The following is a 17,131-nucleotide window of genomic DNA, read 5'->3' as shown; positions in this document are numbered from 1 at the left end:
TACCGCTCGGACAAAGAGAAAGTTCGATCGTAGACGGCGAGGTACTCATCGGCTAAGACCGGTCAAGAATCAAACTGACGCCTTTGATATTATTTAATTCGCTGTGAATGCGCTTTCTCAACCCAACTATTTTCCCTGAAAGCTCCGCAGCTTCTCGAAAATCTCCGGCGCGATCTCAAATTGACGGGCCTTGCCGCGCCCCATGGAATTCTTCACGAATGTCTCCGTCAGGATCCCGCGCTTCACCAGTGGCTCGATTGTCTCCGTCACGCCCATGCGCGTGAGCTTTGTAATTTCGACTATATTCGAGATAGTTAGTGCCTGGTGAGCTTGGTTCATGATGTAGAGAACACTCATCATACCGACCTGTTTCAGCCGGGATTGCGGTGTCTCGTCCTCCTGCGGATGATCCATGATCTCATGCAGGATGAAGGCTGCGAACGAAAGACTGTGCCACTGCGTGGTTAGGGTACTTGTCATTTTTTTAACTGCATTATATAAGTCACTATAAATTATGACCGACGTCAGATTCGTCGCCGGACGGATCGTTGAATATCGCCACATTGAAGGATCATGCTGATGAAACGCCTTCTGGTTGGAACAGTCTTCGCCCTTGCTGGCTGCATCCCTTTATACCTCATTTCCGAGCGGCATGCGCGCGCCGATGATTGGGGATGTCAGGTTATCCTGTGCCTTTCCAATCCAGGTGGGCCTACACAATATGCCGCCTGCCGTCCCCCGATCAACAAGCTCTGGCAGGAGCTTGCCAAGGGGCATTCCTTTCCCACCTGCAACGGCGTTGGCTTCCGGGCATCGCGTCCTGGTTACGAGCCCTATTTCTGCGATGACAGCTATCGCCTGACAACACGCTATGGTGAGCGCGGCCAACAGGAGACCTGCGTTTCGCGAACCCTTTCCAAGGTTGACGGCGGTTATTGCGCTTCCGGCCGTGATGGTAGCGCTAGAGACGACGGGCTGGTGATATCGGCACGCTGGCAGCGGGATGGCCGGAACGTACAGTGCATGGGCTATCCGACGGCGCGGCCGAATGCGCGATCCGAGCCCCATTATGTCGATGTGACCATCGACGGCGTTGGAAACCAGCGGGTGTGGTACTGATCATGGCCGTCTCCTTCACCGATCTTGCCCAGACCTGTGCGCCGGCGATCGCGATCGAAACGCTTGCAGCGGTTGTCAGTCTCGAAAGCCAGTTCCAGCCTTTTGATATTCGGGTGCGAGGAAGTTCATCTCTCCATGAACAGCCAAAGAACAAAGCCGAAGCGGTCGAAACCGCAACGGTGCTGATGGCGGAGCATAAAGATGTCCAGCTAGGGCTTGGCGGCATTGGCATCGCCGAATTGCCCAAATTTGATCTCAGTATCGCGGATGCCTTCGATCCGTGCCTCAACCTCAAGGCAACGGCGACACTGCTCGATGGTTATTATCGTTTGGCCGTGCGCGCCGGCGCGACATTGCAACAGGCTGAGCGCGTGATGCTGCAATCCTACTACGGGCGCTCCGATCCTTCGGTCGGAAAGATGGCTCAGTATGACGATCAGGTCCAAAGCGAGGCCAAGCGGCTCTCGAAGACCCTGTCCACCATAGCGATAGGGCAGAGTGCGCGGCGGCCGACGGTTTCCCAACTCCAGACCAATGATCTGTCCTTGAACGGTGAGGAAAAGCCTTCGCTCGAACGGTCGGCGAAACCACCGTCTTGGGATGTCTTCCATGTAGCGCGGCAATCATCCGCGCTGGTCTTCCAAAATGATCAACCGGAGCAGTCTGAATGATATCGAGGATCAATATTCGTGCATTTGGTGCCACCGTTGCGATGGCAACTGTCCTTTCGATCGCCATGATCGAGCCAGCCTTCGCGCAGAGCGCCGGCGGGATCGAGACGGTTCTGCAGAATATCGTCACCTTGCTCACCGGCAACGTTGCCAAGCTCCTGGCAACGATCGCCGTCATCATCGTCGGTATCGCCTGGATGTTCGGCTATCTCGATCTTCGCAAGGCCGCCTATGTTGTGCTTGGTATCGGCATTCTCTTTGGCGCCTCGCAGATCGTCAGCACGATTTCCGGGGGCTGAGATCATGGTGGAGAGGGTTTTGCTTGAGGAAGATACCCTGTTCCTGGCCTGCACTCGGCCGGCGATGATCGCCGGGGTGACGATGGAGGCCATGGGCGTCAACATTATGCTGACGACTATCCTCTACATTGTAGCTGGCTCGATTGCCTATGGGCTTGTCGGTGTGGTCTTTCATTTCATTTTTCGCTCACTCGTCAAGCATGACCACAACATGTTCCGCATTCTGCTGGCCTGGATCGAAACCCGCGGTCGTTCGCGCAACGGCGCCTATTGGAGGGGTGCTTCGCTGACGCCGTTGAGGCTGGTGCGACACTATGACGAAAGGGACCTTGGCCATGCCTAATGTGTCCCGTCTCAAATCCCGTGAACTCGAGCCGGAAACCTTCATTCCCTATGTCCGGCACGTGGACGAGACCGTGATCGCGCTCGATTCCAGGGCTTTGCTAGCGATGATCGCTGTGGAGGGCGTATCGTTCGAGACAATCGATCCTATCGATTTGAATAGCCTGCAGGGCGATCTCAACACGCTCTACCGCAACATTGCGGACGAGCGTCTAGCAATCTGGACCCACCTCATCCGCCGCCGCGATAACACTTATCCCGACGGTGGATTCACCAATCCCTTCTCGGCAGCTCTGAATGACAAATATCGCGAGCGAATGGTGAGAGAAGACCTATTCCGCAACGATCTCTATCTCTCCCTGCTTTGGCATCCCGGACGCGATCCAGCCGAACGGCTTGCAAATCTGTTGCCACGTCTTCGCAAGGCCCAACGAGCTACTGTCGAGCTCGATGAGGGCAGCTTGAAGCATTTGCGGGACAAGGTAACCGATGTCACTGCCGGACTGAGACGCTTCGGCCCCCGCGTGCTGTCGCTCTACGATCAGAACGGCATCCTGTTTTCCGAACTGAGCGAGGTGCTGCATCAGTTGATCGGCGGCCGCCGAGAACCGATCCCATTGACGGAAGGCAGGGTCTCGTCGGCGATCTATTCCGATCGTGTGATCTTCGGGCGGGAGACCGTCGAGATCCGTGATGAAGGGACAAGCCGTTATGCGGGCATGTTCGGTTTCAAGGAATATCCGGCGAGAACCCGCGGCGGTATGCTGGACGGCATTCTGGCGGCACCTTTCGAGCTGATCCTCACCCAGTCCTTCGCGTTCAGATCCAAAACCGATGCACGCACTATCATGGGCCGCAAGCAGAACCAAATGGTGAGTGCGCTCGACAAGGCAGCCTCCCAAATTGAAGAGCTTGATGCGGCAATGGACGAGCTGGAATCGAACCGTTTCGTGCTCGGCGAACACCATCTGACCCTCGGGGTCTTCGCTTCATCTGTCAAAGACCTTGCTGACAATCTTGCGAAGGTGCGCTCGCATCTGACCAATGGTGGCGCCGTCGTGGCGCGTGAGGATCTAGGGCTGGAAGCTGCATGGTGGGCACAATTGCCCGGTAATTTTCGGTATCGGGCCCGTTCCGGTGCAATCACCTCGCGGAATTTTGCAGCACTTTCTCCGTTTCATTCCTATCCCATGGGCAGGAAGGACGGTAACGAATGGGGACCAGCCGTCGCCATGCTGAAGACGGCGTCGGGCTCGCCGTTCTATTTCAATTTCCACTATGGTGATCTCGGCAACACCTTCGTCTGCGGTCCGTCGGGTGCTGGCAAGACGGTACTTCTCAATTTCATGCTATCGCAACTCGAAAAGCATGACCCGCACATGGTCTTCTTCGACAAGGATCGTGGCGCCGACCTCTTCGTCCGGGCTGCCGGCGGTACTTATTTGCCGCTGAAGAACGGGCTTCCCACCGGATGTGCACCGCTGAAAGCCTTAGAGCTGACACCGGAGAACAAGATATTCCTGGCACGATTTATCGCCAAGCTAGCCGGAGCGGCGGCGCGTGATTTTGCGGTCAGCGATGTCAGCGATATCGCGCTGGCGATCGATGGTCTTGCTGATCTGCCGAAAGAGCAGCGCACGATCGGCGCTTTGCGCACCTTTCTCAACAATACCGATCCGGAAGGGATCGCGGCGCGCCTGCGTCGGTGGGAGAGAGGCGGGCCGCTTGGTTGGGTCTTCGACAACGAGGCCGATGAGATCGGTATGGGCGCCAAATTTCTCGGCTACGACATGACCGATTTCCTCGACAATGAGGAAATCCGCAATCCCTTGATGGCTTATCTTTTCCATCGGGTCGAACAGTTGATCGATGGCCGACGGATCATCATCGTTATCGACGAGTTCTGGAAGGCGCTGCAGGACGAGAGCTTTCTTGATCTTGCCCAGAATAAGCTCAAGACCATTCGCAAGCAGAACGGCTTGATGCTCTTTGCCACGCAAAGCCCGCGAGACGCCATCAACTCACCGATCGCGCATACGATCATCGAGCAGTGCCCAACCCAGGTTTTCCTACCGAATTCCCGCGGTGATCGAGACGATTATGTCAGTGGCTTCAAGCTCACCGAACGCGAATTCGAGTTGGTTGCCCGCGAGCTCTCCGCCGAAAGCCGGCGCTTTATCGTTAAACAGGGTCACAACAGCGTTGTCGCCGAGCTCAATCTCAACGGTTTTGGCGACGAGCTCGCAATCCTCTCCGGGCGAACGGCAAACGTGGAACTTGCCGAGGCGATCCGGGCAGAGCTTGGCGATGACCGGGACGAATGGCTGCGGATATTCCAACAGACAAGGAGTGCAAGCTGATGGCGCAGAGCAGAATGATTCCCATGACAGCGATAGTACTGTTCCTTTCTTCGTATGCCGCCGACGCACAGGGTATCCCTGTTATCGACCAGAGCGCGATTGCCAAGCAGATCGAAAGCATAACCCAACTGAAATCGCAGCTCGATGCGCTGAACCAGCAACTCCAGCAGGCCCAGCAGCTCTACGGTTCGCTAAACAAGCTGACCAACATGGCCGACGTCGCCAGCCTGTTGAACGATCCGGCGATCCGAAAGGCGCTGCCAGGGGACTTTTCTGCCGTCGAAAGCCTGCTCAGGGGCGCAGGTTCAGGCACGCTTGGCGATGCCGCCTCAAAGTTCTTGACCGACAATTCGACCTACAAAACGAGCGCTAACGACTTTTATGCTCAAGAACTGTCGCGTCTTCAGAACAAGAATGCAGGGCAGATGGGCCTCGGGCAGCAAATTTACGATACCGCGACCAAGCGGATCGACGGGATTGATCAATTACGCCGGCAAATCTCTTCGGCGAGCGACGCCAAGGACATCGCCGACCTGCAGGCGCGGCTGCAGGCCGAAACGGCCTTTCTCCAGACCGATATGCTCAGAATGCAGGCGTTGCAGATGGTGCAGCAGGCCGAGGTTCAGGTCGATGAACAGCGCAAGGCCGAGGATTGGCGCAAGCGCATGGATACGATGGGAGCGGCCCTTCAATGAAGTTTCTTGTTCTCCTCAAACTCGGTGTCTCTTTGTTCGGCTTCACGAAGCCCGAACGTATCTATTCGGTCGACGAGCTGATGGCTAACCAGACGCTGCTGTCGGATCTCATCGCCAAATGCAAAAGCAATCCCGGCGAGTTGCGAGCCGCGCCGAACTGCGTAAATGCCGAGGCGGCGGATTGGAAATCCCGCCTGGAGCGCATGGGCAAAACGCTTGGAGGCTGAGGTATGTATCAAATCTTTGCCTTCGTCGATGGGCAGTTCAAGGCGCCGTTGGAGAACTTCATATCGTCAGGTACGTCGAATATCGCGAGCTGGGTCACCGGGCCATTGACGGCGGCATTGACACTTTATGTCATCCTCTACGGCTTCCTGATCCTGCGCGGATCAGTCCACGAACCGATCATGGATTTCGCCTTTCGGGCAATGAAGCTTGCCATCATCCTGATGCTGGTCACGAATGCTGGCGAGTATCAGACTTATGTCGGCGGTATCTTCTTCGACACCTTGCCCAAGGAGATTTCACACGCGTTGAACTCCGGCACGATACCAAGCGCCTCGACCTTCGACAGCCTATTGGATAAAGGTCAGAAATGCGCACACGAGATCTGGGCGCGGGCCTCATGGGGAGTCGACATCGTCACCGGCTTCGGTGGCATGCTAGTCATCTTGGCAAGTTTCGTGGTTGCCGCGATCGGTTACATCGTCTCGCTCTATGCCCGTCTCGCACTGGCGATCGTGCTCGCTATCGGCCCCATTTTTGTGGCGCTCGCTATGTTCCGCTCGACACGCCGCTTTACCGAGGCCTGGATCGGGCAACTCGCCAACTTCGTGATCCTGCAGGTACTGGTCGTGGCGGTTGGCTCGCTACTCATTAGTTGTATCGATTCCACCTTCACGATGATCGAGAGCTACAGCGACGTACTCATGCGACCCGTTGCGCTCGGCGCCATTTGCCTGGCCTCCCTCTACGTTTTTTATCAGCTTCCAGGCATCGCCTCGGCACTTGCCGCGGGCGGAGCGTCGCTCACCTACGGCTATGGCGCGGCACGCGACGCGCATGAAGGCACGCTTGCTCGAGGTGCTACCTACATGGCGCGAGCGACCGGTCGGGGTGCACGTGCCGTTGGCCGTAGCTTTCGTTCCCAAAGGACCCGCTGATGTGGAACTTCAAGCAAACAACAAGATGGTTCACGATGATCCGAATATTCGTGCTTTTTTGTGTGGCATCAACGCTCGGCGGTTGCGCGTCATATTCCTATCCCCTGCCCAAATGCGACGGCTATTCGCGCCGGCCGCTCAATCGCGCCATGTGGCAATGGGGCGGCGATAGTCGGTCCACACCGCAACCGCCTCGCTCTTCATCGGCACAGTCCGGTGGCAAGCCACCTGCCTACGTCGAGGAAAAGCCGGATATCGTTCCCGCCGCCTTCGCGCATTTTGATGTCGGCCACTCCTATCGCCCATGCGGAGGGCAGCGGTGATGGTGACGACGGACAGTCTCAAGGATTATTTCGATAAGGCCCGGCGCTTCGACCAGGATCGCATGATCCAGATGGAACGTTCGGCTCGGATTGCTTGGTTCGTAGCCACCGGGGCCGGCATTCTTGCGGCGACTTCGATCGTTGCAATCGCAGGTTTGACACCGCTGAAGACGGTCGAGCCTTTTGTCGTGAGAGTCGACAATTCCACCGGTATTGTCGATGTCGTTTCGGCTCTCACGTCGACTGCGGGCACCTACGACGAAGCTGTGACCAAATATTTTGCCGCTCGCTATGTTCGTGCCCGCGAGGGTTATGTCTGGAGTGAGGCGGAGGAGAATTTTCGCACGGTTTCGCTGCTTTCAACGGCGCCGGAACAGACCCGCTTTGCCGCGATTTATCGCGGTGGCAATCCGGATTCCCCGCAAAATATCTACGGTCGCGGCGCCAGATCGCGGATCAACATCGTTTCCATCTCGCTGATCAACGCCCACGTCCTGTCTGTTCGCTATATGCGTACCATCACCCGCGGTGACGAGACCCATACGACCCATTGGGTGGCAACGCTTACCTTCTCCTATGTGAATGCTCCAATGTCCTCGACCGATCGGCTGATAAATCCGCTCGGCTTCGCCGTCAGCGACTATCGATCCGATCCGGAGGCCATCAATTGAAACATCTGAAACATCATTGTTTGATCGCACTGCTCCTGACTGCTGGCTGGCCATCGGCAGCCCTTGCGCTGGAAACGCCGCGCGGGGCCTCCCAGGACAGTCGGATCCGCTTCGTCGACTATCAGCCTTACAATATTACCAGGATCGTGGGCTCGTTGCGCTCCTCCGTCCAGGTGGAGTTTGCCGCCGACGAGGAAATTGCCCATGTGGCGCTTGGCAACACGGTCGCATGGGAAGTGGCGCCGGCCGGCAATATCCTCTTCCTGAAGGCGCGAGAGAACCAGCCGGTCACCAACATCTCCGTGGTCACGACACGTCGTGACGGTTCGACGCGCAGTTACCAGATGGAGTTGACGGTCCGAGACGGTCCGGTTGCGGCCGGCCAGGATACTTACTTCTATGTCAAATATCGCTATCCAGCCGATGATGCCGAACGCCGTCGTCAGGAGGCGCTCGCGCGAACCCAGGCAGCACAAGCCGGACAAGCCGACACAGTGCTGGCTTTGCACGAGCAATATGGACCGCGCAATTGGCGTTATTCGGCGCAGGGATCAGGGGCCTTGGAACCGAACGCTGTTTATGACAACGGCAAGATCACGGCCATCGCCTTCTCCGGCAATCAGGAAATCCCGGCAATCTATATGGAAAACTCCGACGGCACCGAAAGCCTGGTACCCAAGTCGGTTTCCGGTGATCTCGTGCTCGTTCATGCGATCGGCCGCAAATTCATTCTGCGGCGGGGAGGAGACGTGCTCTGCATCTTTAACGAAGCCTACGATCCGACCGGCATCGATCCCAACACCAATACGACCTCGCCTTCGGTCGAGCGCGTCGTGAAAGCGCGGGCGGCTGGTGCCGCAACAGGAGGAGCCCATGGCGGATGAGGCGGAAGACCGTATCCCAGGTGAGCGCGCCGAGACGGATGTCAATGCGCGAACTGAGGGCCGTCCATTCCTGAAGCGCGGTGGCGTGGTTCTAGCGATGGTCGCCTTTGTTGCGTTTTCGCTGTGGTCGATGCGTGACCGGCAAAAGGCTGAGACGAAAGAGCCCGACCATGTCGTCATTCGCCAGACGGCTGACTTTGAGCCGGCGAAGGAAGAGGTAAAGCCGGCCACACCCCTTCCTGAGGTGTTGCTACCGACGCCTGCATCAAAGGAGCAGGTCACACCCGCTGAGGACACCTTGTTGGACTCCGCCCGCCGTGCGCCCGTCATGGCCTATAATGGACAGCAGTCATCATCGCAACGCCGCGACACAGCAGCCGCGATGTCGCAAGACCTCGGTTCCAATTACCTGCCCATTCCTGGCAGCCTTGGGGGCGCCCAACCTGAAACCGAGGACCAGCGTTTCAACAGGATGTTGACGCCGACTCATCTGGAAGGATCACGCGCCGGCACGCTCGGCAACCGCGACTTCATTGTCGCTATGGGAACTTCCATTCCGTGCGTGCTCGAGACGGCGCTCGCTTCCGATCAGCCGGGCTTCGCCAGCTGCGTCATCAATCGCGATGTTCTTTCCGACAACGGCCGCGTGGTCCTGATGGAGAAAGGAACTCAGATCGTCGGAGAATATCGAGGCGGCTTGAACCGGGGCCAGAAGCGCCTGTTCGTGCTTTGGAATCGCGCAAAGACGCCAAAAGGTGTGATTATTACACTCGCCTCGCCTGCGACCGACGCACTCGGGCGCGCGGGCATGGATGGCTATGTTGACACGCATTGGTGGGAGCGCTTCGGCAGTGCCATACTGCTCTCCATCGTCGGGGACGCGACGACCTATGCCGGCAGCCGGCTGCAGGATAGTGACGTTCAAGCGCAGAATACGGCGACGGCTGGCCAGCTGGCGGCAGCGATCGCCGTCGAGCAATCCATCAATATTGTGCCGACATTGACAAAGCATCAAGGCGAACTCGTCTCGATTTTTGTCGCCCGCGATCTCGATTTTTCCGACGTCTATAGCCTGCGTGTCACCGAACCCCGCAACAGGATCCTCGATCGCGCGGTATCGGGGGATTTCGGGCCTCGATCAACGCTCGTGACCAAGTAGGGCGGAAGATGGCGGAAGCTTCAGATGCTCGTGTGGTGCGTGAATTGCTTTTGCCATTGTCTCGCTTCCTGAAGGACACGTCGCTGTATGAGATCGTCGTTAACCGCCCAGGTGAAGTCCTGACCGAGGGAACGGAGGGATGGCGACGCCATGCGCTGCCGGATCTTAGCTTCGAGAAGCTCATGCGTCTGGCCCGGGCCATTGCAAGCTATTCGAACCAGGCAATCGACGAGGCCCGGCCAATCCTGTCGGCCACCTTGCCAGATGAAGAGCGGATTCAGATTGTTGTTCCGCCGGCAACGAGCAAGGGCACGGTTAGCGTCACGATCAGAAAGCCCTCGTCGGTGACGCTGACGTTGGATGATCTCGAAAGGGGTGAATTATTTTCCAATGTCTCCTCGTCGAACCGTCATAGCGAATCCTCAGATGCGAGATTGGACAAGATCCTCAAGGCAGGCGATTACGCGACGTTTCTGCGTGCGGCGGTTCTTGCGCGCAAGAACATTATCATCTCGGGGGCGACCGGATCGGGCAAGACCACCCTGTCGAAGGCATTGATCCGGCATATCCCGGAGCATGAGCGGATAATCTCGATCGAGGATACGCCGGAGCTGGTCATCTCGCAGCCCAATCACGTCAAGCTTTTCTATTCGAAAGGAGGGCAGGGGCTGGCGAAAATCAGCGCGAAAGATCTGCTCGAATCGTGCCTCAGGATGCGACCCGATCGCATTCTTCTACAGGAGCTGCGCGACGGCTCGGCCTTCTACTACATCCGCAATGTCAATTCAGGGCATCCTGGATCGATCACAACGGTGCATGCCGATTCTGCGGCGCTGGCACTTGAGCAACTGACGTTGCTCGTAAAAGAGTCGGAAGGAGGTCGTGACCTTGAGCGCGGCGATATTCGTAGTTTGCTGAAGGTCGCGGTCGATATCATTGTCCAGTGCAGGCGGATCGACGGGCGGTTTCGGGTGAGCGAGATTTATTTTGAGCCGTGATCGAGCGGAGAAATGATTAGTTCCTGTATTTGCTTTTTTCGCTTCAGCCGAGGTTCCTTGTAAACGGAAAACAGGCCTAACCGATTTTCTAGAGCTTTCCTTTTCTTCGGGTTCAAGCGAACCGCCTCGCTCATCGGAAAACTGAGCTGAAAAATGGCCGATGTGAATGCGAATTCGGGTACGTGAGCGCTCTCCAGGGCCACACGCCGTCTTTCGTCGCGCAGCCTCGTAGTTGCCCGCAGGTTATCCGAAAAATATCGAGAGCATTGGCGTGCAAATACTTTAATTTCGCGGTGGCGAGCCGGTCGGTCGCAGCATCATCGACTTGGCAATGACGCTTTTAGTGTGTTGTTGAGCGAAAAGGCGATTTCGTCAGTCGCTTTGGGATTCTAATTGATTTTCTATAACGGCCTCCGTTATTAATCGATTTTCGATAAAAACTTACGGTTTCGATGAGGCTTATGCCCATGTTAATCAATTTTCGATATGATTAATCGTATATAAGCGTTTTTCGATGCGAATAACTGATTTCCGATGTAAGCGATTTTCGATATTATGCCTCGAAAATAATCATCTTTCGATGGTGTAACTTGTTTTTCGATGAGGAAGGAAGTCGGCATGACAGCCAATCCCGCAAATCCAACGGTCTTCCAAGAACGTATTGTGCCAATGGATACGGTCCCCGTTGGGTATCCAGCTCTCGTTCAGAAATACGGAATTGCAGCCCCTGTTCGTCACCCCTCATGCGTCGCGAAGGGCTTCGTCTATGGCTCGAGGAGAGCACATGAGGATTGGACGATCTTCGACAAGCGCTTCGCTCCAGAGGACAGCTTGCTTGGACATCTGTCTTTCGCATTGAGGCACGAGACGATCGATCTGTTGATCCTAAAAAAGCTATTTTACATCGTCCCGGCAAGTGAGATCGCAGCGCTGATCGAAGCCGAACCGACGAGCAGTGCGACGCGCAGGATCTGGTTTTTCTATGAATGGCTGACAGGTACGCGCCTTGACATTCCGGACGCGGAACGGGGGAACTATGTTGAAGCGCTTGACACCGCGAGCTACTTCACATCGTCCCCCGTGAATTCGCCCCGTCACCGCGTGCGAGACAATCTCCTTGGCACACCAGCATTCTGCCCCGTATTAAGGCGTACCGAATATCTCGTCGACACGGTCGCCCACCGCTGGGACGCTGAAGCCAAAGAGCTCATCGGAAAGATCGGAAAGGGGATCGTTACGCGCGCGGCAAGCTTTCTGCTTCTGTCGGATAGCCAGGCATCCTACCAGATCGAAGGCGAACGCCCGCCGCGAAGCCGCCTCGAGCGTTGGATGAGGGCTGTTGCTCAAGCGGGAAAGCGGCCGATCACAGCGGACGAACTCGTGCGCCTCCAGCACATTGTGATCGAGGAGAGCCGGTTCATCAAGCGCGGGCTGCGAGACGCCGGCGGCTTTATTGGCGATCGCGACTGGAACGACGATCCTCTCCCCGAATTCATTTCAGCCCGGCACGAAGACATTAGCGATCTGCTCGGAGGGATCATAGCCGCAGGAAGCAGGATGGCGGAGAGTGGGGTCGATGCCGTACTTCAAGCCTCGGTCATGGCCTTCGCCTTCGTCTTCGTCCATCCCTTCGAAGACGGAAACGGTCGCCTGCATCGGTACCTCATACACCATGTTCTGTCTGAGCGCGGATATACGCCCGCTGGCATGATTTTTCCCATTTCTTCCGTACTTCTTGAACGCCAGGAGGAGTATGGCGAGCGCCTGCGCGGTTACACCGGACCGCTGTTGCCCTTTATCGAATGGGTGCCGACACCGGAGAAAAACGTGAGTGTCCTCAACGACACTGCCGATCTCTACAGGTTCGGGGATTATACGAAGTTGACGGAATTTCTCTATGCTTGCGTCGTACAGACGATCAGGCATGACCTGCCAAATGAGATCGATCACCTCGCGCGCTTCGATGAAGCGAAGGGACGCATTCAGGATTTCCTTGAGATGCCGGACGGGATGATCTCCAGTCTCATCAATTTCATCCGTCAGAACGAGGGTACGCTTTCCAAGAAGCGGCGCAGTCGTGAATTCGAAAAGATGACGGACGAGGAGGTAACGTCAGCGGAAGCGGTGGTTCGCGACGCCTTCGACATCAGCCTATCGAATGAGGATGGCGCGCCCAAAGGCCCGCTCGGCTAGGCTCAGCCTTTCCAATAGGGCCAGCACGTCGATCGACGGTTCAAGCGGTAATGGGGGGCGGCACGAAGGCGCGCACGATTCGCCCGCTATAGGGGTCTCGACGAAGCGGCCTAGCCGAAGGTTAGAAGCTGAAACGGACATGTCCAATTACGAGAGTGCAGTGTTATTTAAGCAATTGGCTCCTGGCTTAAATAGGGGCTGAGCTAAGTTAAGCGCCCTTAAATGGCGGAGCGATACCATTTTGGGCGGGTAGCTGTGTCAGCGAATGGCTTCTTCGGGCTCAGCGGACGATGCTCAACCACCGATATGGAGGAAGGTATTCGATCGGCGTTTACAAGGTCTGCTAGACATCACCGCTTTGGCAGAGGGTGCATTTTCGGAACCGAATACTTCCTGCATGCGCAGGACGCGGATTTGTCGGGAACGATCCTGGCCCGATACGACATAGATCGAACGTTTTGTCGCCAATCGCGAAGAAGGGTGATCTCAAGGCGCTGAGTTTGCTTGTGATGAAATGTTGCCTAGATCATCCAACGATGAACTTGAATTCCGCCTCGCGTCAAAAACGACTTCTCGCCGGCAGCGTTCGAACTTTTCCACCACCAAACGCGCTAGTTTCTACGCTTTTCACGCGGGGGCCATCAGTCGCTCTTCGTGCGTCGTAGCTCGGCGGGTATGGACGGCTTTGGAGGCCTCGGTGCCCGACCTGAGAGATAGGTGACGAATTGTACTGGAGATATGGGTGGTAACACTTTCGGCTTTTTGGCGGGAGGTGTTGATGCCGTGGAGAGAGCCTTCGGTGATCGAGGAACCTCTACGCTCTGTCGCCCGGCTGCTGGAGGCGAAGGCATGAGCGATGTGTGCCGGGAGTTCGGGATCTCGCCCAAGACCGGCTACAAGGTTTTCAACCGCTACAAGGACGATGGCCTGGAGGCGCTGACGGATCGGTCACGGCGGCCTGTGCGCTATGCCAACCAGCTACCCGAAGCAGTCGTGCAACTATCATGCTCACGCTCTCACGGCCGCTTCTTGCCGTTCCCCTTTAGAGATCGTCAAATACTCCCCCTTCAGCCGCATGTGACACCAGCAGGCGAAGGCGGAGCTTGCGAAGGCCAGGCTTTCGCCGATCGCCAGGCGGTTGTTGGAGTTGCTGAGGAGCGTCAATGAGAAAAAGAAAAGGCAGGCGATATAGGCGTGCCATGCGGCGCGCGGAATAATGCCGGCCGTGCGGGCGCGCCAGACGGCGCGGATGAAGGTGGCGAGCATAAAGCCCATGATTGCCGCACCGAACAGGCCGTAACGTACTAGGATTTCCAGATAGCCGTTGTGCAGCAGCGTGTACTGAACATGCGAGTAGCGCGTCTCGGCCCAGCGTTCGAGCCACCGATTGCCCCAGCCGAAGATCGGCGCCGATGAAAAGACTTCCCAGCTGTTCGACCAGAGCTGCAGGCGTTCGTCCATCGACACCGGTGTATTGCTGGAGCTGATGGCGTTTGAAACCACGCCGCCCATCTCATGGCCATTGGCCACATTTTCGACCATGGAAAGGGCTGCCGATACAGTTGGGCCGGCCGTTTTGTCCAGATTGTGCCTGACGCCATAGATCCCTGCGATCAACAGGGCCGCGACGGCGATAATAATGATGGCACCGCTCCTCAGGCGCAGGTAGGTCAGCGTAATGAGCGCAAGGACAGGCAGTGTGATGCCGAGTGCCAGCCAGACGCCTTTCGACTTGGCACCGTAAATGGCGATGAAACAGAGCGCGAAGATGAAGGGCGACGCGATATAGGCGAAGCGGGCGATCCGGCGGTCGCTCGATTTGTTCGTTAGGTAATGCAACAGCCAGAATAGGGTGAAGATCACGATCATGCCGCAGGCGACGGCGCCGTGGATCTGGTTGTTCATAATCAGCGGGCGGATGGTTTCGCCGGCAAAGACCTCGCGCAGATGCTGAGTGGCGACCAGCATGACGAGCACCACGGCGAAATAGGCCGCGACGATCTTTTCCATCAGCTCTTCGTAGAGCAGGAAGGCGACGCCCATGATGGGGAAGAAGAAGGGGAAGGCATAGAGCCAATCCGAAGCGCCGATATCGTGCTGCGGCGTCAGCCAGAAGGTGATGAAGAAACGCGCCATGACATAGAAGGCCCAGCCCATGCAGAGCCAGCCGATCCAATCGGTGCGCGGCCGTATCGGCGCCTTCATATAGTAGTAGAGGGCGATCAGAGAGAGGAGCGCGGTGGCATACCGGTAGGCGTCGCTCTCGACGACGGTCGGCGAAGCGACAAGCAGCCAGAGAATGCCGCCGATGATGGCGAGCGGCTTCGTCATGTTGCTTCCTGCCTTCGTGACGCCGATCGGTTCGGCTGCAAGATCAGCATGCGGTTTGTTGATGCGCGAGTCGTCCAATGTCGTCATCCGCCTTTGTCCAGAATCGGTTCACCATCCGGCATTCCTCGCCCCGTCACGGGCCGTATGGTCGCAAAGGGGCAGGAATACGGCAATTTTCCCGCGCCGTTGTGTCACTGATGCCGATTTCGCTGATTGTTTGTCAATGAGCAACTCCGTCGCGCCGGACCACTTTCAATACCGTCAGGAAAATGATCTTCAGATCGAAAAGAAAGGAGCGTCGGTGCAGATAGTCCTCGTCCAGCGCCACCTTCTCGGGGATCGGCAGCTCGTCGCGGCCGTTGACCTGCGCCCAACCGGTCAAGCCCGGTAGCAAAGCGTCGACGCCACGTTCCGTGCGCAGTGCGACGAGATCGTGCTGGTTGAATAGCGCCGGGCGCGGGCCGACGATGCTCATCTCGCCTCTCAGGATGCACCAAAGCTGCGGCAACTCGTCGAGGCTCGACTTGCGCAGGAAGGAGCCGATCGGCGTCAGATAGATCTTGGGGTCCTTCAACAGATGGGTCGCAACCGCCGGCGTATCCGTACGCATGCTTCGAAATTTCGGCATGCGGAAGATCTTATTTTTCCGGCCGACCCGATCCGACCAATAGAGGATCGGACCAGGTGAGGTCAGACGCACTGCAAGTGCGACGATCAGGATCGGGATGAAAAAAACGATGGTCGCGGCTAGAGCGGCGAGAAAATCGAAAAGGCGCTTGGCGATCGTATAAAACATCGTCTCTTGTCGTTGCATCACCCTCTGTTCTGAGGGTGATCAAGGTCGTCAGTGTTCCGTCCATCTCATATCGCGATTTCAAGCACAACCAGTCCCGGCAAGATTCCCCGCCCTTGTTCTAAGCAGACATCCCGTGCAAAGCATGTCCCAATTAATCATGGTGCGGAAAAAGTGGAGGCAGCTGGCGGATGATCCTGGTGACGGGTGCGACGGGTTTTGTCGGACAAGCTCTGTGCACGGAGCTTTCCCGCCGGCGAATGGAGTATCGGCCGGTCAGCCGCAACTCCCGCCCAAGCTTCGTCGCCATCGGGACGATGGATCGCGATACGGATTGGACCGATGCGCTTGCCGGCGTCGATGTCGTCATGCATCTGGCGGCCCGCGTCCATGTCATGAACGAGAGCGCCGCCGATCCCTTGGCTGCGTTCCGAGCCGTCAATGTCGATGCGACCGTCAACCTGGCGCGACAAGCCGCGGCCGCGAGCGTAAAACGCTTCGTCTTCCTGAGCTCGATCAAGGTCAATGGCGAGGAGACGGCGGAGGGGGAGCCTTTCAAGGCTTCCGATATACCGAATCCGGAAGATGCCTACGGCCGCTCGAAACTGGAGGCGGAGGAGGCCTTGCTCGCGATATCAGCGGAAACGGGCATGGAGGTCGTCATCATTCGGCCGCCGCTCGTCTATGGTCCCGGCGTTAAGGCGAATTTCGCAAGCTTGATGAGGTGGGCTGCGCGGCCGTTTCCCTGGCCGTTTGGGGCGGTTCGAAACCGCAGGTCGCTCGTTTATATCGGCAATCTCGTCGATTTCATGCTGCTCTGCGCCAGCCACTCTGCCGTCAGTAATCGTGTATTCCTGGTCAGCGATGGCGAAGATCTTTCGATTGGCCAGCTGATCTCCAAACTATCTCTGGCTGCAGGGCGCAAGGCTTGGATACTACCGCTGCCGCCTGCGCTGCTTGAGGGACTTGCCGCAATTCTGGGACGTCGAGCCGCCGCGCGGCGATTGCTTAGCTCGCTTCAGGTCGATATTGGCGAGACGCGGGCGCTCACCGGCTGGTCGCCGCCTTACTCCGTCGAAGAAGGGTTGGCGGCAACGGTCGCCGGCGGGGATAAAGGCGCGCTGAGCTAG

At 57.2% G+C, this 17,131-nt stretch carries 18 protein-coding genes and 1 pseudogene; 16 read left to right on the top strand and 3 right to left on the bottom strand.

Annotation, left to right across the window (positions count from 1 at the left end; genetic code table 11):
* Positions 1-126: 126 nt before the first annotated feature.
* Positions 127-480 (bottom strand): MarR family transcriptional regulator, encoded by a 354-nt coding sequence (locus I8E17_RS16335; protein ID WP_113352901.1) that lies wholly within the window; start codon positions 478-480, stop codon positions 127-129.
* A 99-nt stretch (positions 481-579) separates the two neighbouring features.
* On the opposite strand from I8E17_RS16335, the gene I8E17_RS16330 reads away from it, so the two are divergent.
* The 15 genes and pseudogenes from I8E17_RS16330 to I8E17_RS16260 all read left to right on the top strand — a co-directional run.
* A complete protein-coding gene (locus tag I8E17_RS16330; protein WP_219511395.1) occupies positions 580-1,119 on the top strand; it encodes a hypothetical protein in 540 nt (179 codons plus the stop codon).
* A 2-nt stretch (positions 1,120-1,121) separates the two neighbouring features.
* Positions 1,122-1,790, top strand: a complete 669-nt coding sequence (locus I8E17_RS16325; protein WP_219511497.1) for a lytic transglycosylase domain-containing protein — start codon at positions 1,122-1,124, stop codon at positions 1,788-1,790.
* Positions 1,787-2,089 carry a TrbC/VirB2 family protein gene (locus I8E17_RS16320; protein WP_219511397.1) on the top strand — a complete coding sequence of 101 codons (303 nt, stop codon included), beginning with the start codon at positions 1,787-1,789 and terminating at the stop codon, positions 2,087-2,089. The genes I8E17_RS16325 and I8E17_RS16320 overlap by 4 nt, the downstream gene beginning before the upstream one ends.
* 4 nt (positions 2,090-2,093) lie before the next feature.
* Entirely contained in the window at positions 2,094-2,432 is a 339-nt protein-coding gene (locus I8E17_RS16315; RefSeq protein ID WP_113367162.1) for a type IV secretion system protein VirB3, read from the top strand.
* Entirely contained in the window at positions 2,425-4,791 is a 2,367-nt protein-coding gene (locus tag I8E17_RS16310; RefSeq protein ID WP_219511399.1) for a VirB4 family type IV secretion system protein, read from the top strand. The genes I8E17_RS16315 and I8E17_RS16310 overlap by 8 nt, the downstream gene beginning before the upstream one ends.
* Positions 4,792-4,814: 23 nt before the next feature.
* Complete coding sequence (virB5, locus tag I8E17_RS16305; RefSeq protein ID WP_229002123.1) at positions 4,815-5,486, top strand: P-type DNA transfer protein VirB5; 672 nt, start codon at positions 4,815-4,817, stop codon at positions 5,484-5,486.
* Positions 5,483-5,713 (top strand): EexN family lipoprotein, encoded by a 231-nt coding sequence (locus I8E17_RS16300; RefSeq protein WP_219511403.1) that lies wholly within the window; start codon positions 5,483-5,485, stop codon positions 5,711-5,713. Before virB5 ends, I8E17_RS16300 begins: the two co-directional genes overlap by 4 nt.
* A 3-nt stretch (positions 5,714-5,716) precedes the next feature.
* Positions 5,717-6,649, top strand: a complete 933-nt coding sequence (locus tag I8E17_RS16295) for a type IV secretion system protein (protein WP_219511405.1) — start codon at positions 5,717-5,719, stop codon at positions 6,647-6,649.
* Between the two features lie 35 nt (positions 6,650-6,684).
* Positions 6,685-6,972 carry a hypothetical protein gene (locus I8E17_RS16290; protein ID WP_113421270.1) on the top strand — a complete coding sequence of 96 codons (288 nt, stop codon included), beginning with the start codon at positions 6,685-6,687 and terminating at the stop codon, positions 6,970-6,972.
* Positions 6,972-7,643, top strand: a complete 672-nt coding sequence (locus I8E17_RS16285; RefSeq protein ID WP_113367167.1) for a virB8 family protein — start codon at positions 6,972-6,974, stop codon at positions 7,641-7,643. Before I8E17_RS16290 ends, I8E17_RS16285 begins: the two co-directional genes overlap by 1 nt.
* Positions 7,644-7,648: 5 nt before the next feature.
* Positions 7,649-8,527 carry a P-type conjugative transfer protein VirB9 gene (gene virB9, locus I8E17_RS16280; RefSeq protein ID WP_219511500.1) on the top strand — a complete coding sequence of 293 codons (879 nt, stop codon included), beginning with the start codon at positions 7,649-7,651 and terminating at the stop codon, positions 8,525-8,527.
* Complete coding sequence (gene virB10, locus I8E17_RS16275; protein WP_219511407.1) at positions 8,517-9,686, top strand: type IV secretion system protein VirB10; 1,170 nt, start codon at positions 8,517-8,519, stop codon at positions 9,684-9,686. The genes virB9 and virB10 overlap by 11 nt, the downstream gene beginning before the upstream one ends.
* An 8-nt stretch (positions 9,687-9,694) precedes the next feature.
* On the top strand, positions 9,695-10,684 hold the full coding sequence (gene virB11, locus I8E17_RS16270; protein WP_219511410.1) for a P-type DNA transfer ATPase VirB11: 990 nt from the start codon (positions 9,695-9,697) through the stop codon (positions 10,682-10,684).
* Between the two features lie 618 nt (positions 10,685-11,302).
* Entirely contained in the window at positions 11,303-12,877 is a 1,575-nt protein-coding gene (locus I8E17_RS16265; RefSeq protein ID WP_219511412.1) for a Fic family protein, read from the top strand.
* Positions 12,878-13,660: 783 nt separating this feature from the next.
* Positions 13,661-13,837, top strand: a pseudogene (locus I8E17_RS16260) (helix-turn-helix domain-containing protein); the annotation flags it as partial.
* A 48-nt stretch (positions 13,838-13,885) separates the two neighbouring features.
* Here the strand turns inward: I8E17_RS16260 and I8E17_RS16255 are convergent.
* Both I8E17_RS16255 and I8E17_RS16250 read right to left on the bottom strand, forming a co-directional pair.
* Complete coding sequence (locus tag I8E17_RS16255; protein ID WP_113352756.1) at positions 13,886-15,295, bottom strand: O-antigen ligase family protein; 1,410 nt, start codon at positions 15,293-15,295, stop codon at positions 13,886-13,888.
* 133 nt (positions 15,296-15,428) lie between these two features.
* Positions 15,429-16,004, bottom strand: coding sequence for a sugar transferase (locus tag I8E17_RS16250; protein WP_113352755.1), 576 nt, complete (start codon positions 16,002-16,004; stop codon positions 15,429-15,431).
* A gap of 188 nt (positions 16,005-16,192) precedes the next feature.
* Here I8E17_RS16250 and I8E17_RS16245 point away from each other — a divergent pair, with 188 nt between their 5' ends.
* Positions 16,193-17,131, top strand: a complete 939-nt coding sequence (locus tag I8E17_RS16245; protein WP_113352754.1) for an SDR family oxidoreductase — start codon at positions 16,193-16,195, stop codon at positions 17,129-17,131.

This window comes from Rhizobium sp. AB2/73, assembly GCF_020871915.1.
Lineage (GTDB): Bacteria > Pseudomonadota > Alphaproteobacteria > Rhizobiales > Rhizobiaceae > Rhizobium > Rhizobium dioscoreae.
Note: the sequence above shows the minus strand (reverse complement) of the source record. Positions and strands in the feature narration are given on the sequence as shown.